We start from the raw sequence: 26,669 nt of genomic DNA on the forward strand, positions 1-26,669 counted from the left end.
TTTCGGTTCTGCTGTCGTGGGTTAGGCCGTGTTTCGGTTCCCGTTGGCACGAGGGGCCGGTTCCTGATGGCACGCGCTTTCGGGTTCCCGATGGCACGAAGCCTTTCACAGCTTTTCCACAGGGCGGCGTCCGCTCGAAAGCGAGCAACGTTCGGCCGCCGGCCTCGATCTCGAGGAACAGCGTGTAGCCGGGAAGCGGCTGGCGACGGATGATGTCGCGCAGCTCGAAGGCGAAGCGTTTGTACGGTGACAACGCGCCGGATTTCTGGTGGAGGTGGCGAAAGTCGAATCGCCAGCCATTGCGCTGGCGCCCGCCGTGCTTGCGCACCAGGCGATAGAGCCAGCGATCGAGCCCGCCTGTGAGATCGAAATAGGCCCGGTCGATCGTCAGCACGAGCGCATCGTCGAGAACGGCTTGATAAAACCAGTCCGGGACGATCATCTCGATCCCGTCCGGCTTGCCGTTGCGGTTGGTGCGCTCCTTCCACTCGTTGATCCACGAGAAGCGATGACGCCGGCCCTCGGCGGATTGGCGGATCGAGGTGCAGACCGTCGTGGATTGCAGACGATCGAGCGCGGCCTTCAAGCGCTGATAGTCGCGTAAGGACGTGCCGCGGCCGATGAATTTGAGAATTTCATAGGGCGTGGCGACCATCAGGCGCGACGTGCGCAGGCCGGCGTCACGCGCCTCGACGATCTGGCTCGCCGCCCAGATCAGGATGTCGGCGTCCCAAATGGTCGCCATGCCGTGATCGGGCACGGCCTCGACGCGGATCGACACATTGCCGGCGGCGAAGTCGATCGGCGCGACGCGGTGCGATTTGGAGAGGGAGAAAAACGGATAGGCCATGAGATCCTGTGCGTCTCGTGCTGCGAACTCGCCGGGGAGCGCACGGAACAGATCGAGCTGCCCGCGCTCCGAGAGGGACTGGTGTCGCGCCGCCATTCGGGAATCCGGGGGCGATCAGCGCGCGTATCGTCCGGCATGTGCCGGCGGCGCAGGCGTATGGCGCTTGGCCGGAAGCACGCTGCCGCGCGGATCGGAGGTGGAGGTGACGGCGCCGCGCTCGGCCCAGGCCTCAAGATCGTCGACCGCATAAACGACGCGACCGCCGAGCTTGCGATAGGCCGGACCCGTTCCGTAAGTCCGATGCTTTTCGAGGGTGCGGGCCGATAGGCTGAGGAATTCGGCGGCTTCCTTGGTGCGCAGGTAGCGCGGCGGGAGAACGGCGAGATCAGGTCGCATGGGAGGGCCTCCGTGGGTTCGTTGGGGCCGCCGGGAAGCGGCGGGTAACGAAGGCCACGTTGGCGAAGCAGGGCCGGCGAGATGCAGGGCGAATTCAGGGGGGCCTAAATTCGCCCACCAAGAGTCGGATGGAGATCGGCTAAAGTTGCCGCCGATGACGAAGCAACGTGCGATACCCACCCACCATCATCGCGCGGGCATCTCGAAGCAGGGCTTTGGTGGCGTGGCGGGCGGAAGATGCCTGCCAGTCGTCGCGACCGAGAGCGCCGATCCGAAATATGACCTGCGCAATTTCTTGCTGGGTCGCGCCCGCGCGATGACCGTCGAAGGCCTGCAGCATCCGGCACAGCCGAGCACGTTGCTGCCGTGTCAGTCGGGTGTCGGGCGGTATGGCGCGGCCATGGAGGGCGGAGAGCAAGCGGGCGACCGATTGGAGCCGGTCGAAGCCTTCCAGGCCGAGCGGGATGAAGGCGCCAAGAGATTTGGCGGGTCGTGTCTCGGACGGATGAACAAGCGCTACGCGCTGACCGTTTCCGAGATCGAGAACCAGATGGGTCTCGCTGCCGACATCGACGCTTACGGCGGCGTCGATCGTCGGTTGGGGATCAGCGCTTGCGGACGGAATATCCGGAGGTGGGCCAAGAACGATGGCGCTTGTGTCTTCCTGGGGAAGCCAGATCACCTGCGCTTCGGGAGGTGCCTGCATCGGGTCTACGGGGAAATCGCAACCCCCACCGCTGCCCGATCCCGTCGGTCAGCGTGCGCAGATCACTTTCGCTGTCGCCGAGCGCTTGAAAATCCCTGTCGTAGGTTTCGTTGCGGCGCAGCCATTCCCACGCGACGTCGGACGCGGTCATGTCGGCGACGTGCGCATAGCGTTCCGATGAACGCCAGCCGGAAGCATCTGGTGTCATCGCGATCCTCCCTAGTCTTTGAATTTGTGGGAGAGTCAGGATTCCCGGCTGGGTTGTTCAGTGGAAGTCAGAGGGCCGGCAAAGGGTGGTGCCGAAACGGCATCGCGGCGATCACTGTGCGGAGCGGACCAAGTCTCGATAGCCGTGCTCGGTCATCCACTGCGCGCGGGCGAGATGCGTGTCATGGACCTGGCGGCACCGCTGCGGCTCACGTGCCGTATCGAGGCCAAAGAGAATCTGGACGGCTTCGCGCCAATCAGCTCCGTCGCGCGAGGAATCGAGCAGGCGCAGATAGAGAACCATATGCTCGCGGTCATAGGCCGTGAGGGTCTGGCTGATCGGAGGCGCATCGAGAAACGGCGGCATCGCGGATTCCATCAGGCGACTATATTCGCGCGGAAAGCATTCGTTAACACTCGTGCCCGGCATTACTGTGACAACGTGCGATGGATGGTGTGCGCCACGCGATCACGGCGCTGCTAACGCCTCGTCGGCCGGTCGTCCCGCTCATGGAGCAGCAGCACTCCTTCGCCCTTGTCGGTGGAAAGCAGGACGATACCGGCTGTTTCAAGCGCCCTTCGCACCTGATCGCGCGTCGACTCGTACACCTCTAATCCACTTTCGGACTCAAGGCGCTTGAGCGCGGTTAGCGATGTCCGGGCCTTGTCAGCGAGCGTCTCCTGTGTCCACCCCAGCAACGCGCGCGCGGCCCGCGATTGTCGGGCGGTGATCATGCATGATCACCTCCCACCGACGGACACACGCTTGCCAGAACTACGACTATAATAGTCGTTCTTTGCGCCCATTGCGAGGGTAATCGGCGTCTCAGGGCTGGCGGTGCCCTCGCCGGGCGGCCGAAGTGATTCGCGCTAGCAGTGGAAAGGCCCCGGCCTGTTCGGCCGGGGCCTTGCTCGGGGCTCAGTCGCCGCGGCGGGTCGGGCGGGACCAGATCAGCGAGTGGGTGTCGCCGTCCTCGTCGTCGAAGAGGTTGGCGTAGATGGGGGCGTTGAAGCTCGGATCGTCGAGCTTGAGGCCCAGATAGTCGCGGCCCTCGTTGGAGCGCTTGGACCAGGCGGCGCCGATTTCCGCGCGGCCGACCAGAACCCGGTGGCTGGGGGCGTTCTCGCCGGTGGCGCGGGTGTCGGGGACGATGCGCACGCCCTTGGCTTGGACGCTGAGGGTTACGATTTCGCCGGTGAACTCGTTCGAGCCGGTCTTCTTGAAGGTGCCGATGGTCGCCATTGTAAGTCTCCGTTTCGTTTTCGGGACCGCTCCATTGCGGCCTCGATGGCGATCGACAGGCCGGAGGCGACCGACGCCGCATCGCTTGCGACCGGAGCAACGCGGAGGATGGCAGGAACGACTTTGTTGTTTCGCGAGGAATGACGGCCTTGGCCGGCAGGGGAAGAAAGTCGGGACGCGCCGTTGCGGCATAGGCGGTCGAGGCGCAGCCGTCCTTCGGTCAGATCAGGCCATTGGAGAGGCCGTTCGGAGCGGTCTGGAGACAATCAGGAACGGAAGATCATGGCGACCCGGTCGCAACCAGCAGACGGCGCAAGCTGAAGATCATCTGCGACCCGTCCTCCCCTTGTACAGGCGAGGGTCGAGCTTTCGTTTCGAAGTCGGCCAGTGGAGATGACGCCCTCGACTTCGTGTTGCACCGTTCCCGCGCACAGAGGCGCCGAGCAGAAATCCGGGCGCTGTTGAGGCGGCCGCACGATGGGCTTCAGTCAGGTTCCGGTGACGCGGCTCCCTCTCCAACTGCACAACGCTGAGGGCTGAAACCCCCGACTGGTCGTCCCGGCGACGGTTCCGTCGTGGTGTCAGGCTGGTGCAATGCCCTGGCTGGACGGGCCGGTGCTTGCCATCCCAGCGACGCGCGCGAACGCGGTGACGCCGACCGCGACCGCACCGATGACGGAGAACACGAGCTGCCAGGTCTCCGACGGCATGGTGTGTTTCACGATGCCATGCGTGGCGTGGAAGCCGGCGATCGCCGCGGGTGCGACAAATGCCAGCGCGATCAGCAGGCGTGCCCAGAGCGGGCGGACAATTCCAAGCAAGAGCTGCCCCACGCCCAACGTCAGGCCGGCGCCGAGCATGCCGATAAGGATGGCGCCGAGCCAGCCCGCGCCAGTGTCATAGGCCCAGGTGCCGGCGGTCACGCCCGCGAAGAATGGCAGTGCGAACACCGCGAGCGTGAACAGCAACCAGCACAAGATGCCGATGGCTGCGAAGGATAGGACAATGCCGAGGATAATCATGGTGGTGTCTCCGAAAGAGCAAATTCTGACGGTCGCGCCTTCCACCACCACCACGGCGCATTCGGGAGCATAGCAAAAGCTGTGCTCCGTCGGGAGCGGAAACCGCAGGGGTCTCCGCGTCGCCTGGAAGGGTGGCGCGCCGTCATGGCGCGAAGGGATCGACCTCGTGGACGATCTCCGAGACGTCGCCGTCGTATTCGTTTGCGGGTGTCACCGAGAGAGTGCCGTCGCCCGCGCGGAAGATGACGATGACGGCCATCAGCGTGGTGGCGAGGCTGAAGGCGAAGGCGTGTGCGTCGGGGAAGGACATCGATCCGGCTCCTGTTTCGAGCGGAGGACCATCCCCCCGCTGACAGGCGCCCGATGTGTTCGGCCGATGGCCGCAATCACCGCGCAGGCAACGCCGGCGCGGCGGCACGCTATGCGTAGTCCGACCCTTTACGGGTTGATGGCGTCAGGCCATCGGCTGGACCAAGGACCAGCGCCATTCAGCGGGGAGTGGTCTTCTCCGGGCTGGAAGCCGAGTCGATGTGGCCGTGACGTTGGTGAAGCCGTACTGTCTGCGCGAGCTGCCGTGCGACCTCACCTGCGTCATCCGCAAAGCCTGGTGGCCATTTCCTCGACGGCTCGCGCTGAAACCCGCCACGCTGAAAATGCGGATGGAGGTGGCTGATAATCCACTCGATGCGTGAAGGAGGCACCAAGCCGGCTTGAGCCGAATAATGGAGTGCCTTGGCGAGATCGTGCCCGATGTTCGCGCGGTTCCAAACATCATCGGTCGCGACGTTAAGCAGATAGGATTTGAGGAGGAGTTCGATGGCAATTGCAATCGCATGAAGGGCTTGATTGTCGAATCCTTGATCCGCCGCCCATTCGGCGGCTGCAGCCTTCACGGTGGCATTCTCCAGGAAAACCGCAGCGAGAACGGCGTCCGAACGTGCCGGTTTCGGGAGTGGCTTCAGTCGCTGCATTCGTTGCGTTATGCCATAGGCTTGGCCGTTTAGCAGGTGCCCGATGCGGCGGCGCTTACGCGCCGCCGAATTTCCACACCGGGATGCCGAGCTTCTTGGCTTTGTCGGCGAGGTTGTCATTGATGCCGGTGCCGGGGAAGTGCAGCACGCCCTTCGGCAGGATTTGCAGCATCTCGTCATTGCGTTTGAAGGGTGCTGCCCGGCCGTGCTTCGTCCAGTCGGGTGCAAAGCCGATCTGTGGGACATTGCGATTCCTGGCCCAGAGAGAAGCGATCTTCTCGGCACCCTTCGGCGACTTGCCGTGGATCAGCACCATGTCGGGGTGCTTCTCGTGAACCTGGTCGAGCTTGGCCCAGATGAGGTGATGGTTGTCGAAATCGAGCCCGCCGGTGACGGCGATCTTCGGTCCAGGCGGCAGGAGCACTTCCTGCTCGGCACGCTTCTTCGCCATGATGAAGTCGCGGCTGTCGATCATCGCCGAGGTGAGGTTGCGATGATTGACCTTCGATCCTGACCGCGGGAGCCAGGCTTTGCCGACCTGGCGTTCGTAGTGCTCGGCGGCCTGGTCGCGCATCAGTTCGAAGGCGGTCTGGCGTTCGACCTGTGTCTTGCCCTCGGCGATCAGGCGCTCGAGATCGACCGACTTCACCTCGCTGCCGTCCTGTTCGCGTTGGGAGCGCTTTTGGGCCTGCTCGTTGTCGTCGAGCTCGCGGTTGATCCGTTCGGCGGCGCGATGAAAGACGTTCACGGTCGACCAGAGGAGATCGTCGAGGTCGGGTTCGAGGCGCGTGTCCTCCAGGGTCACGATCAGGGCGTCGAAGATGTCGGCGACCGCGCCCGCGACCGCGTTGCCGTCCGGCAGAAGCCGCTGATCGGGTTCGTCGGCGAAAGGCCGGTAGCCGTGGAGCTGCAATTCGTTGAGGACGTGGTCAGTCGGTGAGGATTCGTGGTGCGGTTCGTAGTCGTCGAGATCGCGCATCGGATGCTCCGTCGGATGGACCGCGACCGTCGCGGCCTTCATGGCGACGAAGCACACCGGCGGGGCGGCCCTGCACCCGGAGCGCGAGCGAGGGCCGGAGCGTCAGCGGAGGATGGCGGAGGCCGGCTATTTTGTTTCGCGATGGAAAGCGGCCCCTTGGGGCCGCGCCGGAAAATAGTCGGCCGCAGCCATTGCCGGGCCGGCCTGCCTGTGGGCCGATCGCCCTCTCGAAGGCCGAGGCGCGGTCCTCTCCGATCCGCTGCGTCTGAGCGAGTACGGCGGCGGGGCCGCTGCCGCTTCCTTACCGGCTATGCCGCCAGCGCCATGAAGCGTGCGACGTCCTGCGGCCCGAGCTGTACCCGAGTCTGACTGCGCAATGTCGCGATGCCGAGGGTGCGGAGATCCTCGTTGAAGTCCCCGAGCTGTGGAGAGATCACGATCGCCTCGATCCCGGCCGCGTTCGCCCGTTCGATCAGGCTGTCACGCGCACCATCGCCTGCCGGATCGTCATCGCGCAGGATGTAGAGCCGCCGCAGCGTGTCCGGGAACAGGATGGCGGCGAGATGTGCCGCGGAGAGCGCCGCCACCATCGGCATGTTGGGCACGACCTGGCGGATTGAAAGGACCGTCTCGATGCCTTCGCCGGCTGCCATCACTTCGCCACCAGCGCCAAAGCGGACCGCGTTGCCGAGGAGATCGCCCATCGCCCGGCGCGGGGTTTCGAATGGCGCCTTGTCGTGGCGTCGTGAGTCGAGCCAGGTGCGATGCGCCCCGGTGATCATGCCGTCGAGGTCAGTGACAGCGGCGATCATGGCCGGCCAAGTCTCGGTCGGCGCATGCTCGTCCGGGCGATAATAGCAGTGCGGGTGGAAATACAGATTTCCGGCTCCACGGAGATCCGTAATGCCGCGTTGCCGGAGATACGCCGCGACGATTGTGCCCGCAATCGGCTGCGACATGCGGATGAGGCGCCGTGCGGCTTCGGGCGATCCATGTGGTGCGGGCGCCAGCGGCTGGAAGGCGGAGGGTTCCGGCGCTGGTGGTGGCATGCTGAGGAAGAGCCGAGCCTCGTCGGCGACATCCTTGAAGTCGATGAGGCCGCAGCTCTCGCGGATGACGTCGAGGAGGTCTCCATGCTCGCCGGTAGCGGCGTCAGTCCATTTCCCGGCGGGGCCTTTGGGCGAGTCCTTGAGCCGGACGTACATCGAGCGGCCCTTAGTGTTACGGGCGTCGCCCACCTGCCAGTAGTTGCCCTGACGGTGGCCATTGCTGAGATAATGGCGGCACACCGCCTCGGCCTGTCGGCCGAGACGTTGCGCGAGATCGGATGCGTCGAGACGGGCCATCACGCTGCCTCCCGCTCGCCGACGCGCTGGATCGGGTAGGTGCCGATCAGCTTGCCGATGATGGTCGCGCCGTCCGCGCCGACGGGCACGAAGAAGCGGAGCTTCCACGAGATGATCTCGCTGAAGAGGCCAAAGGCGCGCAGGCGCTCGCGCATCGCGTCGGTGAAGCCGGAGAGTTCGATGCGATCGGCGCCCATGACGCGCACGCGACGGAGTTGGAGGCCTTCGGCGAGATCGAGGATTGTCTTGCCCTCGATGAGCGCGGCATAGGCATGGTCGGCGGACAGGTTCGTCGTTCCGACTGTCGTGGCGTTGGCGACCCATGCGGGCGACACGCGGCGGCCGATGATCCGTTCCCCGTCATCGGTCTGGAGCCGATAGACACGGCTCGACTCGTTGGGCAGCCGCTTCCAGATCGGCAGCAGCAGGCCAGCGACGATGTGGATCGTGGAATCGGAATAGGCTGGCACCTCCGCGATCTCGGCGTTCCAGGCGGCGGTGAACTCGGCGCGACTGGCGGCGATCCAATGGCTTTCGTCCATCATGCGGATGGAGGCGTGATGCTGCTCCATCGGCCGGATCAGCCGCACGCGGCGTTCGATCTCCCCGTCGTCGAGCATCAGCGAAGGCGCTGGAAGCTGAACCGCGGCGCGGTGGGAGCGCTCGTTGACCAGCAACTTGGCGACCGGATCGTCGAGCCAAGCCATCGCCTCCTCGGCGGTCATCGGCCGGTTGCGCTCGCGCTGTTGGATGGTCAGCAGGCTGGTTTCCGCGCCGGTGCCGGGATGGGTGTAGATGGTCTGGCGATCGGTGACGACGAAGCTCTCCGCGCGCAGCGTCTCCAGTCCGATGTCGTAGATGCCGGCGGCGATCGCGCCCTCGACCTTGGCGGTCAGAAGCTGCTCGAAGGCGGCGAACAGGACGTCCTGCAGGTCGATGGTGAGCGCGAGCAGGCGGTTGAGAAAGGTTGTGATCGGCGGGAGCTCGTCCTTGATGCCGTTGTCGTCCATCAGCTTCAGGCCGGTCGTGTCCTCGAACCGCTGGAGCGAGCACCCTTCGATCTTGCCGCGGACGATCAGGATGTAGAGCTGGCGAAGCGCATCGCGCGCATAGTGGCTCTCCAGATTGTCCTCGGGTCGGAACAGGCCCTGGCCGCCGGTCTGGCGCTGTCCGCGCGTGATCGCGCCCAGCGTGTCGAGCCGGCGCGCGATGGTCGATAGGAAGCGCTTCTCCGCCTTCACATTGGTCGCGATCGGACGGAAGAGCGGCGGCTGCGCCTGGTTGGTGCGGTGGGTGCGGCCGAGGCCTTGGATCGCGGCGTCGGCTTTCCAGCCCGGCTCAAGCAGATAGTGGACGCGAAGCCGCGTGTTCCGTGCCGACAGCTCCGCATGGTAGCTGCGGCCCGTACCGCCGGCATCGCTGAACACGAGCACGCGCTTCATGTCGTCCATGAAGGCCTGGGTCTCGGCGAGATTGGCGGACGCCGCGCGGGTCTCGACCACAAGGCGCTGTCCCTTGCGCACGATACGACGCGAGCGGCCGGTGACTTCGGCCACCACGTCCGCGCCGAAATGCTGGACGATCTGGTCGAGCGCGCCCGGCACCGGCGGAAGGCTCGCGAGTTTCTCGATCAGCTCGGTGCGGCGGGCGACCGCCTCGCGGCTCTCGACCGGCTGGCCGTCGCGAAAGACCGGACGCGAGGACATATTGCCCTCGCCGTCGCTGAAGGGCTCGTAGAGCTGCACCGGGAAGGAATGGGCGAGATAATCGAGGACATATTCGCGGGGCGTGATGTCGACGCGAATGTCATTCCACTCCTCGGTCGGAACTTCGGCCAAGCGCCGTTCCATCAGCGCCTCGCCGGTCGAGACGATCTGGATGACCGCGGAATGCCCGGCCTCCAGGTCCGCCGCGATCGAGCGGATCAACGTCGGCGTCTTCATCGATGTTAGCAGATGACCGAAGAAACGCTGCTTGGCGCTTTCGAAGGCGGAGCGCGCGGCGGATTTGGCCTGGCGGTTCAACGTCCCGGTCGAGCCGGTGATGTTGGCCGCCTGCATGGCCGCATCGAGATGGTTGTGGATGATGGCGAAGGCGCCGGCATAAGCATCGTAGATGCGCCGCTGCTCGGCGGTCAGCTCGTGCTCGACCAGCTCATATTCGACGCCGTCGAACGACAGCGATCGGGCGGTGTAGAGGCCGAGCGCGCGAAGGTCGCGGGCAAGCACCTCCATCGCCGCGACGCCGCCGGCCTCGATCGCCTCGACAAACTCGGCGCGGGTCGAGAAGGGAAAATCGTCGCCACCCCACAGACCGAGGCGCTGCGCGTAGGCAAGGTTCTGGACCGTGGTGGCGCCGGTGGCGGAGACATAGACGACGCGGGCATTGGGCAAGGCGTGCTGCAGGCGAAGCCCCGCGCGCCCTTGCTGCGAGGGCGTGACATCGCCCCGTTCTCCCTTGCCGCCGCCAGCGTTCTGCATCGCGTGCGCCTCGTCGAAAATGATCACTCCGTCGAAATCGGAGCCCAACCATTCGACGATCTGCTTGACCCGCGAAACCTTCTCGCCGCGGTCGTCGGAACGCAGCGTGGCATAGGTTGTAAATAGGACGCCTTCCGGCAGAGCGATCGGCTTGCCCCGCGGGAAGCGCGAGAGCGGCGTGACCAGCAGGCGCTCCATGCCGAGTGCGGACCAGTCGCGCTGCGCATCCTCAATCAGCTTGTCGGATTTGGAGATCCAGACCGCCTTGCGCCGGCCCTGCATCCAGTTGTCGAGCACGATGCTGGCCGACTCGCGCCCCTTTCCGACGCCGGTGCCGTCGCCGATGAAGAAGCCGCGGCGGAAGCGGACGACGCCGTTTGCATCATCGGCGGCGGCCGCCACGACATCGAAAGTGTCGTCGATGGTCCAGGAACCTGCGAGAAAATCGGAATGGGCTTCGCCCGCGAAGATCAGGGTTTCGAGCTGGGAGTCTGAGAGCGAGTCCATGATGGTCGCTGGCAGCGTCGGCCGATAGCTCGGCTTGGGCGGGGCGACCGAGGCCATGGCGGCGGATTGCACGAGCTTGGTGGGATGGGCCTGAGAGCCGGGAATACGGATCGTCTGCAATCCGTATTGCTCGTAGATCGCGTCGCTGAGGCGGGCGCCCTCGGCCGGGGTCCAGTCGACGGTCTCATAGGCGAGCGGCACGCCCTCGGGATCGGCGAGGCCCACGCGGGTCGCCGATGTCGCCGCGGTGCGCGCGAGATAGCCGCGAACGGTGCGCGGCGTGGCGCCGGTCGGCATGACCTGAACAGCAGGCGCGACAGCCAGGCGCGGCGGCACATGCTCGGCGATCCACGTCATCAGCGTGGCGATGTCGGGAGCGGTGCCGGGGGACGCCGGAAATGCGGATGGCTCGTCGGCCGGGATCTTGTCGATCACGGTCAGCCGGGTTTCGACGGTCGTGCCGTGCTTGGCATAGACTGAGCCATGGACGGCGGCGGTGAACACGACGCGGCCCCTCTCCTGCAGGCGGACGAAGGCGTCGCGCCAGGCCGGTATGTCGGGGCCGAAATTCGCGCCGGTGATCGCGACCAGGCGCCCGCCATCGGCGAGCCGCGCGAGCGCGGATGCGAGATGGCGATAGGCTGCGTCGGCGACACGCCCCTCGACATTGGCGAGGACCGAGAATGGCGGGTTCATCACCACGATTGTTGGGACGGTCGCCGGGTCGAGATGATCGTCGATCTGGGCTGCGTCGAAGCGGGTCACGGGAATGGCCGGAAAGAGGGAGGAGATGAGTGCGGCCCGGGTTTCGGCGAGTTCGTTGAGGACAAGCGTGCCGCCGGCGATCTCGGCGAGGATGGCGAGCAGGCCGGTGCCGGCCGATGGTTCGAGCACGCGATCGGCGGGTGTGATGGCGGCCGCAGTGATCGCGGCCAGGCCGAGCGGGATCGGCGTCGAGAATTGCTGGAAGGCCTGCGCCTCCTCGGAGCGGCGCGTGTGGGTGGGCAGAAGTCCCGCGATCTTGCCGAACAGAGGAACCGCCGCAGCCGGAGACCCGGCTTTGCGCAAAAGCGCCTTTCCGTATTTGCGGAGCATGAGGACGGTTGCGGCTTCGCAGGCGTCATAGGCGTCCTTCCAGTCCCAGGCGCCGGCAGTATCGGACGCGCCGAAGGCGGTCTCCATGGCGGTGCGCAAGACCGCGGCGTCGATGCGCTCGCCGCGCTCGATGTGAGGAAGGAGGAGAAGTGCCGCGGCATGGATGGCGGCAGCGTCGGTCGGCTGATCGGCGGCGGTCGGCAGCGCCGCCGCAAGGGTGTGAGCATTCATGGGAGACGTCCTCGGGAGAGCGGAGCGGGAAAGCCCGCCGGCGCTCTCTCTCGGACCGGACGGGCTCAAACCCGTCCCGGCCTTCCTCTCGCTCTCAAGGGGCGCGGCCCGGCCGCGCCATCAAGCGACAGACAATGGTCTCGATGATGTCAGGCACCATCGCCGCCATCGATCACCTCGGCGAGCCAACCGTTGGTATAGATCCACGCCACAGTTTCGCCGGTCGCGAGATCGAGGACATGCGCGCCGCCACCGAAGCCATCGAGACGCGGCCGGGAGCAGGTGTTGGCGTACTGAAAGCCCCATCGGCCGGTGAGGTGGAATTCGGCGGCGCAGCGTATGACGAACTGGATCAGCCGTTCGGGATCGCCGGTGACATCGTCGCGCATCCAGAGTTTGGAGCCGCCATGCTCGGGCTGGATGGACAGGAGGAAGCCATCGGACGGCGGTTCCTCGGATGCTCCGTCCTCGGACAGTTGGTTGTAGAGATCGAGCGCGCGGGCTGCGGTCTCGGGCGTGCCGACATCGAGCAGGCATGAGAAATGGGTGAAATAGTCGGCCATGAGGCCACTCCCGGAGAGCAGGGAACGGGAGAGCCGGCAGGCGCTCTCTCCTCCATGTCCGGCTCGCCACGTCCGGGCCAAACTCTCCCTCTCGATCGGCGCGCATGAAAAAAGCCCGACGCCCCCGAAGGGACGCCGGGCTCGTCAAGTCAGATGAGGACCGCCGTCACTCCGCGGCGGCGAGGTGCCGTTCCTCCTCATCATCGGTGTTGGTCTCCTCGTCATCGCCGTCGAGGAAGTCCGGCAACGCCTCGTCGCCCTCGCCAGAGTCCGCCTCGGTGCTTTCGGCATCGGCGCCGGAATTGCGCAGCGGTTCGGGCAGCCAGCCCGTCTCGGCGAGGAGACGTTCGGCTTCGGTCGCCATGTCGCCCTTCTTCAGATGTGCGATGAGTTGGGCGGCGCGCTCGCCGGCGCCTTCACGCACCGCTTCGAGGATGCGGGGCTTGGTGACGCGGCCGAGATAGTTGGCGACGGTCGGCCGCCACCCGGCTTCGGCCATGTCGAGCCCGACCGCCAGCGACAGGCGATCGGCTTCGGCGATGCGCTGTTCGACACTATGCGCCGAGACACGGCCACCGTAGCGATCGGCCCGCTCATAAAGCGCATTGACGCCGAACGAAGCGCAATGGGCGAAGAGTTCGGCCTGTTCGGGGCCAGTCAGTGCGGCCAGCCCATCCCAGAGATCAGCGACTTTGGCCGGGAGCCGTTTGCGCCAGCTATCGTGCCGGGCCTCGATCGCCTTGGCATAGACGCTGTCACGAAGCCCTTCGGGCTGCGAATGGAAGGTCGTGCCCCGCACGCTGACCTCCATCGCGAAGCCGTACTGGCTGCCGCCGTAGAACACGTCCTGGCAGAACTTGTGCAGGACGGCGACGAAGGCGACCGAGGGATCGGTGGCGAGCTTGTCGCGGAGCGCGAGGGTGCGATCGGCGGTCAGCTCCGTGATCAGTCGATCGGGGAGCGGCTTGATCGTGTCGTCCTCGTCCTCCTCCTCGGGCTCGGCAGGTTTGCCGCAGATGGTGATGACCGCGCGCTGGACCGAAGGCGACGCCGGATAGTCAGCGTCATCGTCGCCGCCATCCTGCTCTTCACCCTCGCCATCGCCCGCCTGGTTGGCGATCTCGTCCTCGGGTCGGACATAGCCGCGGTCGATCGACAGCGTGCCGTCGGCGTCCAGGCTGACGAAGACCCCGGCGATCGCGATGTCGGCGGGTTCGTAGTGGACCGGCCGCTCGTCGAAGCTGGCGAGCGCGGTTTCGATTTCGCCAAGGCGCTGATCGATCTCGTCCGGCAACTCGTCGGCGTTCTCATATTCGGCCTCCAGCTTGGCGCACTCGGCGTTGAGCGCCTCGATGGTCGCCTGTTCGTCAGCCGTCAGGTCGAGCGGCGTGCCCACGATCTCGCGCAGGCCGTGGGTGGCGCCATAGGGGAAGCTCATCGCCACCTCGATCCATTTCCAGCCTTCGCCGGCGATCGCTTCGGCGGAGGCTTTCAGCTTGTCGGCGACCAGGCGATCGAGCAGCGCAGGATCCTGCAGCCAGCCGCCGTCGTCATCCTGGAAGAGATCGCGCAGCACGCAGCCGCCGTTGGTTTCATAGGCATCGATGCCGACGAATACGGCCCGCTTGTCGGATGCGCGGACGGCGGTCTCGGTCAGCATGCGCCGGATCTGGTAGGGTTCCCTCTGCCAGCTATTGCGAACCGACTCCCAGACCTGCTCCTGACGCGCATGATCGTTGGTGACGGTGAAGGCCATGAGCTGTTCGAGCGTGATGCCGTCCTCGGCATAGATATCGAGCAATGACGGCGAGACGGCCGCGAGGCGAAGCCGCTGCTTCACGACCTGGACGGACGCGAAGAATGCAGCCGCAATCGCCTCCTCGGTCATGCCCTTCTCGCGCATCGCCTGGAACGCGCGGAACTGGTCGAGAGGATGCAGCGGGGCGCGTTCGATATTCTCGGCCAGCGACACCTCGTCGACGAGGATGTCGGCATTGGCGTCCGACACCACGCACGGCACCTTGGAGGTCTTGGTGAGGCGCTTCTGCTTGACGAGGAGCTGCAGCGCGCGGAAGCGACGCCCGCCCGCCGGCACTTCGTACATGCCGGTTTCCTGGCCGTCGGCATCGAGCACCGGCCGGACGTGGAGGGACTGGATGAGACCGCGCCGGGTGATCGACTCGGCCAGCTCGTCGATCGAGACGCCAGCCTTGACGCGGCGGACGTTCGACTGGCTCAGCACCAGCTTGTTGAAGGGGATGTCCTGCGCCGACGACAGGGTGATCTTCTGAATGGCAGTTGCCATGAGACTTACTCCGCGACGGGCGCCGAAAGCCTCTCTCTCGACCCTAAACCCGTCACGAAGCGAAGCACCGCCCTCTCACTCTAGGAGGGCAGCGACACCATCAAACGCCATCGGTAAGGTCACTGCCAGAACCGGCGATGATCCCGCGCCAGTCCTTCGTATTCGCCCATGACGGCTTGATGCCGCCCTAGAAATTCGAGCGCGGTTCGATGCCGAGGAAGCGGATCATGTTGTCGGGCGCGACGAAGTTGACACCCGAACCCAAGCTGCGGTCGCCTGTTGCGACGAGGCGGCGGAAAATCGCTACCTTGTCAGGATGCATGGGGGCGCCGCCCCACACAGCGTCCTGTACATATCGCGCGATGAAACCGGCGAGGACGTCGGCGACCTGAATGCCGATAGAATCGTGCGATCGCTGGAATTGCAGGTCGGCCGCCTGCGAGAATTCGAAGTCGGCCGTCTGCAGGGGCAATTTCACGCCAAGCTGCGCCAGGTCCTCTGCGAGCTTCTTGTTGTGCAGAAGAATGTCTCCGAACTGCAATTGCTCGTCGTGGAACAGCGTCACGCCGGAAACCTGCTTTCGCGCGAAGCGATTGATCCGGGCGTAGATGTTGGTGAACGATGTCAGGTTCGGCAGAACCCAGAGCAGCTTCCCGGCGGGATTCTTGTCGGGAATCGGTAATGCCCGCTCGACGGCCTTGGCTTTCGGCAGCTTGCGGAAGTCCTTCAAGCTGTCGCGCGCAAAACGGATGATCCCCGCCGCCACGTCAGTAGGCGGAACTCCGCTTCCCTGCGCCCACCGAATTATTTGCTTGTAAAGTTCGCGTATTTCCGCGTGGTCTCTGCTTTGGCAACATGCGGCAAAGGCGTGAGCCAGCTCGGGAGGTGCATATAGCGCCATGTAGTTCGCCATAACGCCCTTCATCCAAAGGGCGCCAGGTTGAGTGTCACATTCCCCCACATAGGGCACCACCATTCGCTCGATGATGTTCACGACAACGAAGAAGTGCTTGTCGACAAGCTCGATAAAGATTGGGGCGCGGCGCGTCTCAAGGAGGTCCAGAAGATCAAAGATGAAGCGCGGCTTGTCATAAGCCTGTTTTGATTTGAGCTCCGACGACTGGATGCGGTGCGCCTTTTTTAGTGCGCCCAATTTATCGGTGAAGTCCTGGTCGAGCGTGCAGCCGAATGCAGCCAAGGCGAACATGCGCTGTTCGACGAAGTAGGAGTCGATTTTGACCGTGCTCAGGTCGCCGGTATTGCCGCTTTCATCGATGTAATATTCCGCAGGCGCCTGCTCTAGCATTCTGTATCCAGTCGCTCGTTTGGCGATTGTGCTCCATGCCGCACCACTGAATAGGTGACCTGGATCTGGGCCACAAGACAGCCCGGAAACAGTATGGCTAGGGGACGCAAAGCCGGAGACACGGACAACCGCATCTCCGGCATTGCGGGGATCAGGCGGCGCGATCGAGCAGCTTCTTGGCCTTGCCTTCGAGCTCGAGCCGCGCGTCCTGGTGGGGCTTGTCGCGCGCGACGGCGGTGATGCCCTGGACGAAATCGAAGATGCTTTCCGGCGGGCGGCCTTCCTCGGCCAGCACCGCGTCGATGATTTTGCCCGTCTCGGCTTTCGAGAAGCCGCGGCGGCGCAGGAATTCGGTGCGCTCTTCGTCCTTGTGCGCGACGATGCGTTCGCGCGCCGCCTTGATGCCGGTGATGAACGGCTGCGGTGAGGAGTCCGCGAAGCTGAGCAAGGCCGGCGCCGCCTCATGGGCGAAGCGCGAAGCGGCGTATTTGGAATGGCGGATGGAGATCTCCTCGAAATCTTCGACGCCCCACAAATTGCGATTCTGGCACACGGCCCTGAGATAGAAGGACGCGATACCAAGGGTCTTGGCGCCCACTTCGCTGTTCCAGGCATAGAAGCCCCTGAAATAGAGATCGGGCGATCCATCCGCGAGCTTGCCGGCTTCGATCGGATTCAGATCGTCGACGAGGAAAAGGAAGACGTCGCGATCGGAAGCGTAGAGCGTCGTGGTGTCCTTGGTGATGTCGACGCGCGGATTATAGACGCCGGTCGACCAGTCGAGGACACCGGGCACTTTCCAACGGGTGTCGCCGGTGCCGTTGCCGGCGATGCGCTGCACGGCTTCGACCAGCTCGTGGTCGTAGATCCGGCCGTAGTCGGGGCCGGTCACGGCGCGCAGCTCGACGCGGCCGTCGTCGGTCTCGAGGGTCTTGATCTGCTCGGCGCGGTGGGCGGTCAGCCCATATTGCAGGTTGATGCCGGCGAGCGCGGCGGGGAGCTGCCGCAGATAGGCGGCCGGCGCGCCGACCTGGCTCGCGAGCTGACCGAAACTCCAGTGCGTCGGAGCGATGGGCTTGTCGGCGCCTGGTAGGATCAGGGCAAGCCGTTCGGGATCGGTGCGGCTGGCTTCGACATGGATAAGCGCGGATTCGACAACGCGCGTTCGGCTGCGCTCGGTGCGCTCGCGGACGGTCCGGCCGAGTTCGGCGAGCGAGAGATAGCGCTCGTCGTCGGGTCGCGAGAACCACTCCGAGGAAACCCGACCGATGCGCTCGCCGCGGTTGATGTCCACCTTCCAGCCGCCACTCACGTCGCGCCGGGCATCGAGAACCTGCATGTTCATGGGATCAAACTCCATGACGGGCGCCGGAAGACTCTCTCCCGACCCTCAACCCGTCACGGAAATCCGGTCCACACTCTCACTCTAATGAGGGCGTTGCGGGGTCTCCCCGCAGAAGGGGTCGGCCGAGACCCTGGGCTCGGCCGCAGGGGAAGGCTTTCCCCTCCAGGCCCCCTCTCAATCGCTGGCCCTTCCAGTCGGTTTGGGGGAGATTGAAAACTGTCAGAAAACCGCATATATTTCTGACAGGAGAAGTGCCGTGCAACGACTGACCGAACAGATTCTGGCGCACACCGAGGGCTTGCCCGAGGGCGCTCCGATCGCGGCGAAGAGCCTGCTCCATCTCGGCAATCGCGCCGCGGTGGATCAAGCCTTGTCGCGACTGGCTGAACGTGGCCGGCTGATGCGTGCCGGGCGCGGCGTCTATCTGCGCCCGGTTTCGAGTCGGTTCGGCGTCCGCGCGCCCTCCGTCGAGAAGGCCGTCGAAGCCCTCGCGCTCCAGCGCGGCGAAACCATCGTGTCGAACGGTGCCGCGGCCGCTAACGCGCTCGGCCTCACGACACAGGTGCCGGTCCGGTCGGTCTATCTGACATCGGGCCGTAGCCGGACGATGAATCTGGGCCAGCAGGTCGTCGAGCTGCGGCATGCGCCGCGCTGGCAGTTGGCGCTGGCCGATCGGCCCGCCGGACAGGCGGTGCGAGCGCTCGCCTGGCTGGGGCCGGAAAAGGCAGAAGCCGCCTTGATGACGTTGAAGCGCAAGTTGCCGTCTTCCACGTTCGGCGAACTCGTCGCGGTCGCGCCCCAGCTACCGAGCTGGCTCGCCAGGACGGTCGGCAAAGTTGCATACGGCCGAAGGAGCCATTCTCAGGTGGGCGGCCTACCTATTTAGATTGTCCGAAATTTGTATATTTATTTCGGACAATCCACTTGGTTCGCGTCCGAAAAAGGACTACAATTTTCGGACATGAACACCGACTCGCCCGATCTGAAGAAAGCCATGCTCGAGCGCATCCGTGCGGATGCGCCACGCAAGGTCTGGACGCCCAGTGACTTCGTCGATCTCGCCTCGCGGGACGCGGTCGATAAGGCGTTGCAGCGGCTGACGAAGGTCGAAATCCTTAGGCGGATTGATCGTGGGCTCTACGATCAGCCTGGCTTCAACAAACTCACCCAGAAACCCAATCCGCCTGATCCGCGCTCAGTCATCGACGCCGTCGGGCGACGTGACCAAACCCGGATGCTTGTCGACGGCATGACCGCGGCGAACGATCTGGGCCTAACTGACGCCGTCCCCGCCAAAATCGTGGTGCACACCGACGCTCGGCGCCGCGCGATCAAGCTCGGCAACGTAACGATCACCTTCCGTCCAACCGCGGCCAGCAAGCTATTCTGGGCCGGACGACCAGCGATGCGCGTCGTCCAAGCGCTTCACTGGCTGCGCGATCTCCTGGTTCGTGAAGGAGAAAGTGATCAGGTTAGGCGCAAGCTCGCCAATCTTTTCGAAGATCCCACGGTGGGACCGCCCCTCAAAGCGGATCTCACTGCCGGTATGACAGCTCTTCCGACATGGATGTGGGTGTTTCTCAAGCCGCTCGTTGAAAGCGACGCCGGCGTTCGTCGTCGGCACGTCGATGATGATCGTGATGATGCTGATCATGATCGTCATCAACAAAGAACGGCGGACGATGCCGATGATCAGCGTCATGCTGCCGTCGCCCGGCCCAAGCGAAAGCCGCTCTCCCCGCAGAAGGCACAAACTGCCAAGCGCGGTGCAGCCCGGGCGGTGAAGACATGAATCCGGCTTTCGACGAGGTTCTCGCGGCCGGGTCGGACGCGATGTTGAGCGCCTTCGATACGACGGCGCTACGCCTCGGCACGGCGTCTCAGAATATCGAGAAGGACTTCTGGGTCTGCTGGACGCTGGATGCCTTGTTCAATGGCTTGAACGTATGGCTCGCCCCGTCGGCAAGCGGTTTGTGTCTGATGTTCTGAGCAGTCTGCGAAAACGTATCCGGCCTTTCGACGCGAGGTCGTTGGCCAAGATGGAGATCCGCGCGTCCTGGTCCTCATAAAGGGGCCGGCATCGAGTGCCATTTTAAGCCATAGGGTTCCAGGTCACCGGTCGACTGTCAGGCCATCTTTCACTTACCTCCCGCAGACATCATCCAGCCGGTGCAAGGTGCATCGGCTGATCTCGTTCACGCCGCTTGTGCGGCTGGATCGTAAGTACGCTCATGACGCAGCAGCGCCCAGACGATGCGCGCCATCTTGGCCGCTAGCGCCACCACGACGGTGTTGTGATGGGAACGCGACAAAAGGCCGCGTAGCCAGGCGCCAAGTCGTGTGTCGCTCTTGCTCATCGTCGGTAGTGATGCCCGGGCACCCTGGATCAGGTTTTTCCGCAGATAGCGGCTTCCGCGCTTGGTAATGCCGAGCAATCGCGGTTTACCCCCGGTCGTTGCTTGACGCGGCACGAGCCCAAGCCACGCGGCAAGATCCCTGCCCCGTCCGAATGTTCGAGCGTCGCCAACTGCAGCTACCAGCGCCGTCGCGTTCAGCGCGCCGATACCAGGAATAGTCAGGAGGCGCCGCGTTCGCTCATCCGAGCGGGCAGCCTCGGTAAACTCGGCATTGAGATCTGCGATCCGGTCATCAAGGGCAATCCAGCGCAGACGCATATCACTGACGAGCCGGTGGATACGAGAGCCCAGCACTGGCTCGTCACCATCGAGCATCTCACCCAGCCGGACGGCAAGCTTTGCGCGTCCTTGCGGGACTATGTAGCCGCGCTCCAGAAGAAGACTTCTGATCTGGTTCATCAACGAGGTGCGATCACCGACAAGCTGGTCACGGATGCGATGCAGCGTTTGCATGTCGAGTTGTTCCTCGGTTTTCAACTCGACGAACCGCATGGTCGGCCGTGTTGCCGCTTCCGCGATCGCCTCAGCGTCGCGGTCGTCGTTCTTCTGCGCCTTAACGTATGGACGGACATATTCCGGCGACATCAGCCGAACGGCATGGCCTTGTCGTGCCAGCGCCCGTCCCATGTGATGAGCTCCGCAGCAGGCCTCCATCGCCACGACGCAAGCCGGCAGACCTGCGGCGTATGTGATGACCGTGTCGCGGCGCATCCGTCGGCGGACGACGACCTTGCCGGTCGCATCCAGCCCAACCACGCTGCAGCTGTTCTTGCCTAGATCAATTCCCAGAACCGATACGTCCATGACCTTCGCTCCTTCCTCAAACGACCTGCTGTCGTAGGATGACAACGATTCGGATAAGGGGCGAGCCATCCATAAAGAGGGCGGACCCCGCCTCCTCTTCAAAGGTGGAACCTCCCTGTCCAAAGGGTTTGGTTTGATCAATCGCTTCTCCGAAGACATTGATGTCACGGTGTTTCGGGACGACATCGGCGAGCCGGCGACCATCGAGGAGCTCGAAGCGCTGAGTAGCAAAAAGCGCCGGGCGCGCCTCGATGCGATCAAGGACGCCTGCCAAGCCTACATCAACGGCCCGCTGCGGGCTGAGTTGACGCAGATCCTGCAGGACCGGCTTCAGGCTGCCGGCCTCGATGCCGGCGCGGCCCGAGTGGAAGCCGATGACGCTGATCCCGACGGGCAGACGCTTCTGATCTGGTATCCCGCGGCGACGCCGCGATCGGATTATGTGCGGGCAGCGATCAAGATCGAGTCGGGCGCGAAATCCGCGCTCGATCCGAACAGCGAAGTGCCGATCAAACCCTATGTCGATGATGATCTGCCGGCGCTCGACCTGACCGTGCCGGCCGTCCGCACGGTCGATCCGGAACGTACCTTCTGGGACAAGGTTGTCATCCTCCATGGGCTGCGGCGCTGGTTCGACAAGCGCGGCGAGCTGCGCGGGGGCGGCCAACGCGTTTCCCGTCACTATTATGACCTGCACCAGCTCGCCGCGGCCCGCGTCGGCGCCGCCGCCATCGCTGATCCGGCGCTCGGTGCGGATTGCGTCGCGCACGCCCGGATGTTCTTCAATCGACCGGACTTCGATCTCGCGAGCGCTGCGCCTGGCTCGTTTGCACTCGCCCCGCATGACGCGATGATCGAGCAACTGCGCGTCGACTACAGGGCCATGCAGGGCATGATCTTTGGCGATCCACCGGATTTCGAGGCGGTGCTCGACAGCATCGGCTCGCTCGAGACGCGTCTCAACAAGAAGGGCGATACGGGAGGCGGGGCCGCGCGATGAACCAGTTGGAGGGAGCTTTCGACACCGGGCAAAAGGCAGACGCGCGTGGCGCGGGCGAAGCGATCGTAACCCCGCTGCGCAAACGCCGCCTCAGCGGCGAACTCTACGAGCGCGACCCGAAGATAGAAGCCCTCATCGCCGAATTGGCAGTCCTGCCGCGTGATGGCTTGATCGCCAGGGCGGAAATCACCAAGCGCTCGGACCCGGGCTACGTCCCGAGCGAATGTCTCGTTTACTTCATTCGCGCGAGCCGTCGCGACAACAACGAGGTGTGGTTCGAGCGCCTCTATCGGATCTTGACCGAACGGGTGCTGCGCAGTTTGCCCAGGGCGGAAAGCTCCGATGGAAAGACGGAATCGCTGACGCGCGGGGTCGTGCGCGACAAGGTGTTCGGCCGGTTCGTCGAGCTCTTTTCGGCGGACCGCGCCGCCTACGACGAAAAGGTCGACTACTTCGAGGTGCGCTTCGATGGCGCGCTAGCGAGCCTGCGGCGCGATGCGCAGGAAAAGGCCTGGCGCGACGAAAACCGTTCCCAGCCCCTCGAATATGACGAGGAGAGCGGAGAACTGTCACCGGAGGTCGAGGCGGCCGCAGGGACCCACGATCCCTTCGCCGTGTCGGATTTCGACGACCCGTCTTACCGGTCGCGCCTGGATGCAGCGATTGAAGCTCTACCGACAGAACAAAGCAGGATCATTCACATGTTGAGACAGGGCTTCCCCATCGACTCCAAGGAGCCGGACGTCATGACCATCGCCAAGGCTTTGGGCCGCTCCGAAAAGACCGTCCGAACCTACCGCGACAAGGCCTTCGCCGCCCTGCGAGCTGCCATGGCCGACGGAGACGAGCGGTGAGCCCCGGCGGCGGACGTCCATCCCGCGAGGCCGTGCTCGACGCGTTCGCGGTCGAGAGCGAGCCTGGCCGGTCGACCTTGGAACGCTATCTGCGGCTATACCCGGAATATGCCGGGGAGCTCATCGACCTCTCGCGCGAACTCAGCCGCGAGGCTTATGAAGATGCCGCACCCCTCTCTGCTACCGATCGGGCGCTGATCGACGCTGCCTGGTCGCAACACGCGAAGGTTATGCCGGCGGCAGCAGCCGACCCTTTCGCGGCGCTGACGGTCGATGACTGGCGCGCCGTCGCGCAGCGTCTGGACGTGCCCCGGCAGGTCGTGACCGCACTGCGCGAACGGCGGGTCTCTCTCGTCAGTATCCCGCGACGCTTCCTGGCGATATTGGCGGATGCGATGCGCAGCTCTGTCGCACAGTTGGAGTCGTCCTGGGGGCCAGCGCACCTGATTGTCGCGCGCAGCTATAAGGCCGACAGCAAACCGGTGGCCGGCGAGCAGGTCACCTTCGAGCAAGTGCTGATCGATGCCGGCGTCCCGGCCGAGAAGCGCGCCCGGCTGTTGGCGGAGGCGGACTGACATGGACAGTGTGGAGCTCGCCAGGCAAGTCGCCGCCGAGCTTCACGCTCGCCTCGTTGCATCCGGCGCCGATCCCTGGTCGCCCTATGACTTTGCTGTCGCCGAGGCCAAGCGGCGGGGGATTGATGTCGAACGGACTGCCGCCGGCGCAGCCGTCCTCAATGGCGGCCGCGCGACTTTCGTCGCCGCCGACGATCTGATTCTTCACGAGAATATGGGCTCTCCGTTCGAGCAAGCTTTCCTCGTGGCGCATGAGATCGGCCATGTCGAGCTGGGCGACGATCCTGGTGGCGAAGCGGCGCCGATGATTGATCCGGCACGCCCGGCCGAGCCCTCACCAGTCGGAATGGATCGGGTTGTCGATTATGGACGCCGGCAACGCCGCGAAGTCCAGATGGACCTGTTCGCGCGCGAACTGCTGCTTCCGCGCACCGTCGCGCGGGCGCTCCATGTCGACCAAGGGCTCGCCGCGTCCGCCATCGCCGCGAAGCTCGGCGCGCCGTTCGAGGTCGTCGCGCAGCAGTTGTTCGATGCTTTGCTGCTGCCGCCCGTGCCTCCCGCCGCGACTGCGGCGCATGTCGAACGGCCGCTCAATCCGCTGCAAGCGGCCGCTGCGGCGCATCGCGGCGAAGCCTATCTGCTTGAGGCGGGGCCTGGCACCGGCAAGACGCAGACGCTGATCGCGCGCGTCGAGGGCCTTCTAGGCGAGGGCGTCGATCCACGGCGCATACTGCTGTTGACCTTTTCGAACAAGGCAGCGGGCGAGATGGCCGAGCGGATCGCGCGCAAGCGGCCCGAGGCTGCGGCCGCGATGTGGATCGGCACGTTCCATGCCTTCGGCCTCGATATCATCCGTCGTTTCCATGCGGAGCTCGGCCTGCCGAAGGACCCGCGGATGATGGACCGGACCGAAGCGGTCGAACTCCTCGAGGGGGAGTTCCCGCGGCTTAGGCTCGCGTACTACCGCAATCTTTACGATCCGACCCAGATCATTGCCGACATGTTGGCCGCCGTATCGCGGGCGAAGGATGAGGTGGTCGACGCCGAAACCTACGCCGCGCTCGCCGACGCCATGCAGGCGAAAGCCCAGGACTCGGATGCGCGCGAGGCGGCGGAACGCGCCGGCGAGGTTGCCCGCGTCTACGCGGCCTACGAACAGCTCAAGCGCAACGCGCATTGCATCGACTTCGGCGATCTTGTCGCCTTGCCGGTGCAACTGCTCGAAAAGGAGGCGGCCATCTGCGCGGCGCTGCAGGCGCAATATGATCATGTCCTGGTGGATGAGTATCAGGACGTGAACCGCAGCAGCGTGCGGCTGCTGAGCGCACTGCGGCCCGACGGCCGCAATCTCTGGATGGTCGGCGACGCCAAGCAGTCGATCTACCGGTTTCGCGGTGCCTCATCCTTCAACATAACCCGGTTCGGCAAGGAGGACTTCGCCGGTGGCAATCGCGGTCGATTGAAGCGTAATTATCGTTCGGTGCCGGAGATTGTCGCCAGCTTCTCCAGTTTCGCGATCACGATGCGCGCCGGCGATGCGGATAGTGGCCTCGACGCGGACCGCGACGCCAATGGACATAGGCCCGAGTTGCGCACGGTCCAGCGCGCCGAGCAGCAGCAGGTCGCCCTGGCCGACGCTATCGAGGAGCTGCGGCGTGACGGCTACGCCTATCGTGACCAGGCGGTCCTGTGCACCGGCAACGAAAAGCTGTCGACGATCGGGCAGGACCTGGAACGGCTCGGCGTGCCGGTCCTCTTCCTGGGAAGTCTGTTCGAGCGGGGTGAGGTCAAGGATCTCCTGGCTCTCCTCTCGATCCTGGTCGATCGGCGCGCCATGGGCCTGGTGCGCATTGCCTGCTGGCGAGACTTCGCCACCTCCTTTGCCGATGTGGTCGCGGTCTTCGACCATCTGCGGGCGGCCGAGCACGCGCCGGCGGGCTGGCTGCGGCATGGCGAGGCGATCCCCGGTTTGAGCGACAGGGGGCGGCAGACCGTTGCCAAGCTCGCGACTGCGCTCGATGGTTTCGATCAGACGGCCTCGCCCTGGACCGTGCTCGCGACGCTGTTGCTCGATCGCACACGCATCGCCGCGCGCCTGGGCGCGTCGGAGGATCTCGCCGACCGCACACGGGGCATCGCGATCTGGCAATTCCTCAACTTTGTGCGGGTACAACCGGCCGGACGCGGGCTGCCCATCACGCGCCTGCTCGATCGTGTGCGCAGGCTCGTGCGGCTCGGCGACGACCGCGACCTGCGCCAATTGCCGGCGGCCGCCCAGCATCTCGACGCCGTGCGGCTGATGACCATCCATGGCGCCAAGGGCCTAGAGTTCGGTGGCGTCCATATTCCTGGGCTTAACAGCGACACGATCCCACGCACGCCGCCGGCGCCGCCCTGTCCGGCGCCCGACGGGATGATCGCGGGGGCGGAGGGCAGTGCGCTGGAGGCGTTCCGCGCAGGTCAGGCCGAGGAGCAGGAGTGCCTATTTTACGTGGCGCAGTCGCGCGCCCGCGATCGCCTGATCCTTTATGCGCCGACCGAGAAGAGTAACGGCCACAACCGACCGCTTTCGCCATTCCTCGACCGTCTCGGGGCGACCTTAACACGCCGTTCGCTCGTGCCGGCACGGCCGCTTCCCGTGGCCGCGGAAGCTCGGGATATCGATTTGGTGGTCGACGGACGGCTGCGGTTAGGCGCCCCGCAGATCGCTCTTTATGAATCCTGCCCGCGTCGCTTCTTCTACACGCATGTCCTGCAGGTCGGCGGCCGGCGAACCGCGACCGCCTTCATGCATCTGCATGAGGCGGTTCGCGTGGTGGTCGAGGCGGTGATCGCGTCGGATGGACCCGTGTCCGAGCAGGCGCTGCAAGATCGCATCGATGCGGCGCTCGCCGGCGAGGGGCTCGGCGAGCACGGCTATCGCGCGGAATTCCGCGATCTGGCGCTGGCAATGCTGCGCTTCTTCCTGGCGAACCGCGCCGAAGCAGTCCCCGAAGCGCCGGTCGCGCTCAGCCTCAGTTTCGGCGGCGAGGAGATCATCGTTCGGCCGGACGAGGTGCTGGTGCGGCCGGACGGCATCCGCGCCGTGCGCCGCATTCGCACGGGTCACATGCGGTCGGCCGAGGGCAAGGATGTCGGCGCGGCGGCGCTGATGCTGGCGGTCAGGCAGTCCTTTCCCGGCGCGGTCGCAGAGCTCGTCCATCTTTCCGACGGCGAGGCACATGCGCTTGCCTTGTCCGATCGGGAGCTGAAGGGGCGCAAGGACAAGCTCGCAAAGTTTCTCGGCGACATCCGCGCCGGACGGTTTCCGGCCGAGGTTTCGTCGCGCACCTGCCCGAACTGCCCGGCCTTCTTCATCTGCGGGCAGACCCCCGACGGCCCCTTGCAAAAAAAGTTCGTCTGACCTTACCGGTCGGCCTCCCTCGCTCCGATTGGACCCTTAGAGCCGCGGCGCTGCCTCGGCCGAA

Annotated in this window: 24 protein-coding genes and 1 pseudogene; 7 read left to right on the plus strand and 18 right to left on the minus strand. The window is 64.9% G+C overall.

Annotated elements, in window-relative coordinates; genetic code table 11:
- Positions 1-124: 124 nt before the first annotated feature.
- From H4W01_RS15015 to H4W01_RS15095, 17 genes and pseudogenes are all read right to left on the minus strand, one after another.
- Positions 125-946, minus strand: a pseudogene (locus H4W01_RS15015) (replication initiator protein A); the annotation flags it as partial.
- 18 nt (positions 947-964) lie between these two features.
- Positions 965-1,246, minus strand: coding sequence for a helix-turn-helix transcriptional regulator (locus H4W01_RS15020; RefSeq protein ID WP_006022608.1), 282 nt, complete (start codon positions 1,244-1,246; stop codon positions 965-967).
- 139 nt (positions 1,247-1,385) lie between these two features.
- Positions 1,386-1,928 (minus strand): DUF2285 domain-containing protein, encoded by a 543-nt coding sequence (locus tag H4W01_RS15025; RefSeq protein WP_223806899.1) that lies wholly within the window; start codon positions 1,926-1,928, stop codon positions 1,386-1,388.
- Entirely contained in the window at positions 1,852-2,160 is a 309-nt protein-coding gene (locus H4W01_RS15030; RefSeq protein WP_006022609.1) for a transcriptional regulator domain-containing protein, read from the minus strand. The genes H4W01_RS15025 and H4W01_RS15030 overlap by 77 nt, the downstream gene beginning before the upstream one ends.
- Before the next feature lie 111 nt (positions 2,161-2,271).
- Positions 2,272-2,526 carry a DNA -binding domain-containing protein gene (locus tag H4W01_RS15035; protein ID WP_006022610.1) on the minus strand — a complete coding sequence of 85 codons (255 nt, stop codon included), beginning with the start codon at positions 2,524-2,526 and terminating at the stop codon, positions 2,272-2,274.
- A 113-nt stretch (positions 2,527-2,639) separates the two neighbouring features.
- Positions 2,640-2,894 carry a helix-turn-helix domain-containing protein gene (locus H4W01_RS15040; RefSeq protein WP_006022611.1) on the minus strand — a complete coding sequence of 85 codons (255 nt, stop codon included), beginning with the start codon at positions 2,892-2,894 and terminating at the stop codon, positions 2,640-2,642.
- A gap of 184 nt (positions 2,895-3,078) precedes the next feature.
- Complete coding sequence (locus H4W01_RS15045) at positions 3,079-3,402, minus strand: DUF736 domain-containing protein (protein WP_006022612.1); 324 nt, start codon at positions 3,400-3,402, stop codon at positions 3,079-3,081.
- 581 nt (positions 3,403-3,983) lie between these two features.
- Positions 3,984-4,424: a hypothetical protein gene (locus tag H4W01_RS15050; protein WP_006022613.1), complete on the minus strand. Its 441-nt coding sequence runs from the start codon at positions 4,422-4,424 to the stop codon at positions 3,984-3,986.
- 142 nt (positions 4,425-4,566) lie between these two features.
- Positions 4,567-4,734: a hypothetical protein gene (locus tag H4W01_RS15055; protein WP_006022614.1), complete on the minus strand. Its 168-nt coding sequence runs from the start codon at positions 4,732-4,734 to the stop codon at positions 4,567-4,569.
- 178 nt (positions 4,735-4,912) lie between these two features.
- A complete protein-coding gene (locus H4W01_RS15060) occupies positions 4,913-5,317 on the minus strand; it encodes a hypothetical protein (protein WP_137903083.1) in 405 nt (134 codons plus the stop codon).
- 133 nt (positions 5,318-5,450) lie between these two features.
- A complete protein-coding gene (locus tag H4W01_RS15065) occupies positions 5,451-6,374 on the minus strand; it encodes a DUF2493 domain-containing protein (RefSeq protein ID WP_006022616.1) in 924 nt (307 codons plus the stop codon).
- A 308-nt stretch (positions 6,375-6,682) separates the two neighbouring features.
- On the minus strand, positions 6,683-7,720 hold the full coding sequence (locus H4W01_RS15070; RefSeq protein WP_006022617.1) for a DUF7146 domain-containing protein: 1,038 nt from the start codon (positions 7,718-7,720) through the stop codon (positions 6,683-6,685).
- The gene (locus tag H4W01_RS15075) at positions 7,720-12,033 is read right to left on the minus strand and encodes a strawberry notch family protein (RefSeq protein WP_006022618.1); all 4,314 of its coding nucleotides are present in this window, start codon (positions 12,031-12,033) and stop codon (positions 7,720-7,722) included. The genes H4W01_RS15070 and H4W01_RS15075 overlap by 1 nt, the downstream gene beginning before the upstream one ends.
- Before the next feature lie 149 nt (positions 12,034-12,182).
- On the minus strand, positions 12,183-12,596 hold the full coding sequence (locus tag H4W01_RS15080) for a hypothetical protein (RefSeq protein WP_006022619.1): 414 nt from the start codon (positions 12,594-12,596) through the stop codon (positions 12,183-12,185).
- Between the two features lie 166 nt (positions 12,597-12,762).
- Positions 12,763-14,901, minus strand: coding sequence for a ParB/RepB/Spo0J family partition protein (locus H4W01_RS15085; RefSeq protein WP_006022620.1), 2,139 nt, complete (start codon positions 14,899-14,901; stop codon positions 12,763-12,765).
- 187 nt (positions 14,902-15,088) lie between these two features.
- Positions 15,089-16,207, minus strand: a complete 1,119-nt coding sequence (locus tag H4W01_RS15090; RefSeq protein WP_006022621.1) for a DUF3800 domain-containing protein — start codon at positions 16,205-16,207, stop codon at positions 15,089-15,091.
- Between the two features lie 151 nt (positions 16,208-16,358).
- Entirely contained in the window at positions 16,359-17,552 is a 1,194-nt protein-coding gene (locus H4W01_RS15095) for a hypothetical protein (protein WP_024338475.1), read from the minus strand.
- 256 nt (positions 17,553-17,808) lie between these two features.
- On the opposite strand from H4W01_RS15095, the gene H4W01_RS15100 reads away from it, so the two are divergent.
- From H4W01_RS15100 to H4W01_RS15110, 3 genes are all read left to right on the plus strand, one after another.
- Positions 17,809-18,438 (plus strand): DUF6088 family protein, encoded by a 630-nt coding sequence (locus tag H4W01_RS15100; RefSeq protein WP_006023614.1) that lies wholly within the window; start codon positions 17,809-17,811, stop codon positions 18,436-18,438.
- A gap of 75 nt (positions 18,439-18,513) precedes the next feature.
- The gene (locus H4W01_RS15105) at positions 18,514-19,344 is read left to right on the plus strand and encodes a DUF6088 family protein (protein ID WP_006023613.1); all 831 of its coding nucleotides are present in this window, start codon (positions 18,514-18,516) and stop codon (positions 19,342-19,344) included.
- Positions 19,341-19,541: a hypothetical protein gene (locus tag H4W01_RS15110; protein WP_334685294.1), complete on the plus strand. Its 201-nt coding sequence runs from the start codon at positions 19,341-19,343 to the stop codon at positions 19,539-19,541. Before H4W01_RS15105 ends, H4W01_RS15110 begins: the two co-directional genes overlap by 4 nt.
- Before the next feature lie 206 nt (positions 19,542-19,747).
- Here H4W01_RS15110 and H4W01_RS15115 read toward each other — a convergent pair whose 3' ends face one another.
- Positions 19,748-20,773: an IS110 family transposase gene (locus H4W01_RS15115; protein ID WP_159513066.1), complete on the minus strand. Its 1,026-nt coding sequence runs from the start codon at positions 20,771-20,773 to the stop codon at positions 19,748-19,750.
- 67 nt (positions 20,774-20,840) lie between these two features.
- Between H4W01_RS15115 and H4W01_RS15120 the strand changes: the two genes are divergently transcribed.
- From H4W01_RS15120 to H4W01_RS15135, 4 genes are read left to right on the plus strand one after another with little or no spacing between them, the layout of a single operon-like run.
- Entirely contained in the window at positions 20,841-21,773 is a 933-nt protein-coding gene (locus H4W01_RS15120) for a nucleotidyl transferase AbiEii/AbiGii toxin family protein (protein ID WP_334685432.1), read from the plus strand.
- The gene (locus H4W01_RS15125; RefSeq protein WP_006023611.1) at positions 21,770-22,627 is read left to right on the plus strand and encodes a response regulator transcription factor; all 858 of its coding nucleotides are present in this window, start codon (positions 21,770-21,772) and stop codon (positions 22,625-22,627) included. Before H4W01_RS15120 ends, H4W01_RS15125 begins: the two co-directional genes overlap by 4 nt.
- A complete protein-coding gene (locus H4W01_RS15130; RefSeq protein ID WP_006023610.1) occupies positions 22,624-23,202 on the plus strand; it encodes a hypothetical protein in 579 nt (192 codons plus the stop codon). The genes H4W01_RS15125 and H4W01_RS15130 overlap by 4 nt, the downstream gene beginning before the upstream one ends.
- Before the next feature lies 1 nt (position 23,203).
- Positions 23,204-26,605: a UvrD-helicase domain-containing protein gene (locus tag H4W01_RS15135; protein ID WP_006023609.1), complete on the plus strand. Its 3,402-nt coding sequence runs from the start codon at positions 23,204-23,206 to the stop codon at positions 26,603-26,605.
- The last annotated feature ends 64 nt before the right edge of the window (positions 26,606-26,669 follow it).

The organism is Sphingomonas sp. PL20 (assembly GCF_017875905.1).
Taxonomy (GTDB): Bacteria; Pseudomonadota; Alphaproteobacteria; order Sphingomonadales; family Sphingomonadaceae; genus Sphingomonas; species Sphingomonas echinoides.

Coding starts and splice junctions, on each gene's coding strand:
- H4W01_RS15020 (WP_006022608.1), bottom strand. CDS start 1,246: ATGCGACCTGATCTCGCCGTTCTCCCGCCGCGCTACCTGCGCACCAAG.
- H4W01_RS15115 (WP_159513066.1), bottom strand. CDS start 20,773: ATGGACGTATCGGTTCTGGGAATTGATCTAGGCAAGAACAGCTGCAGC.
- H4W01_RS15135 (WP_006023609.1), top strand. CDS start 23,204: ATGGACAGTGTGGAGCTCGCCAGGCAAGTCGCCGCCGAGCTTCACGCT.
- H4W01_RS15065 (WP_006022616.1), bottom strand. CDS start 6,374: ATGCGCGATCTCGACGACTACGAACCGCACCACGAATCCTCACCGACT.
- H4W01_RS15055 (WP_006022614.1), bottom strand. CDS start 4,734: ATGTCCTTCCCCGACGCACACGCCTTCGCCTTCAGCCTCGCCACCACG.
- H4W01_RS15095 (WP_024338475.1), bottom strand. CDS start 17,552: ATGAACATGCAGGTTCTCGATGCCCGGCGCGACGTGAGTGGCGGCTGG.
- H4W01_RS15070 (WP_006022617.1), bottom strand. CDS start 7,720: ATGGCCCGTCTCGACGCATCCGATCTCGCGCAACGTCTCGGCCGACAG.
- H4W01_RS15035 (WP_006022610.1), bottom strand. CDS start 2,526: ATGCCGCCGTTTCTCGATGCGCCTCCGATCAGCCAGACCCTCACGGCC.
- H4W01_RS15085 (WP_006022620.1), bottom strand. CDS start 14,901: ATGGCAACTGCCATTCAGAAGATCACCCTGTCGTCGGCGCAGGACATC.
- H4W01_RS15080 (WP_006022619.1), bottom strand. CDS start 12,596: ATGGCCGACTATTTCACCCATTTCTCATGCCTGCTCGATGTCGGCACG.
- H4W01_RS15125 (WP_006023611.1), top strand. CDS start 21,770: ATGAACCAGTTGGAGGGAGCTTTCGACACCGGGCAAAAGGCAGACGCG.
- H4W01_RS15110 (WP_334685294.1), top strand. CDS start 19,341: ATGAATCCGGCTTTCGACGAGGTTCTCGCGGCCGGGTCGGACGCGATG.
- H4W01_RS15105 (WP_006023613.1), top strand. CDS start 18,514: ATGAACACCGACTCGCCCGATCTGAAGAAAGCCATGCTCGAGCGCATC.
- H4W01_RS15050 (WP_006022613.1), bottom strand. CDS start 4,424: ATGATTATCCTCGGCATTGTCCTATCCTTCGCAGCCATCGGCATCTTG.
- H4W01_RS15090 (WP_006022621.1), bottom strand. CDS start 16,207: ATGCTAGAGCAGGCGCCTGCGGAATATTACATCGATGAAAGCGGCAAT.
- H4W01_RS15045 (WP_006022612.1), bottom strand. CDS start 3,402: ATGGCGACCATCGGCACCTTCAAGAAGACCGGCTCGAACGAGTTCACC.
- H4W01_RS15030 (WP_006022609.1), bottom strand. CDS start 2,160: ATGACACCAGATGCTTCCGGCTGGCGTTCATCGGAACGCTATGCGCAC.
- H4W01_RS15040 (WP_006022611.1), bottom strand. CDS start 2,894: ATGATCACCGCCCGACAATCGCGGGCCGCGCGCGCGTTGCTGGGGTGG.
- H4W01_RS15075 (WP_006022618.1), bottom strand. CDS start 12,033: ATGAATGCTCACACCCTTGCGGCGGCGCTGCCGACCGCCGCCGATCAG.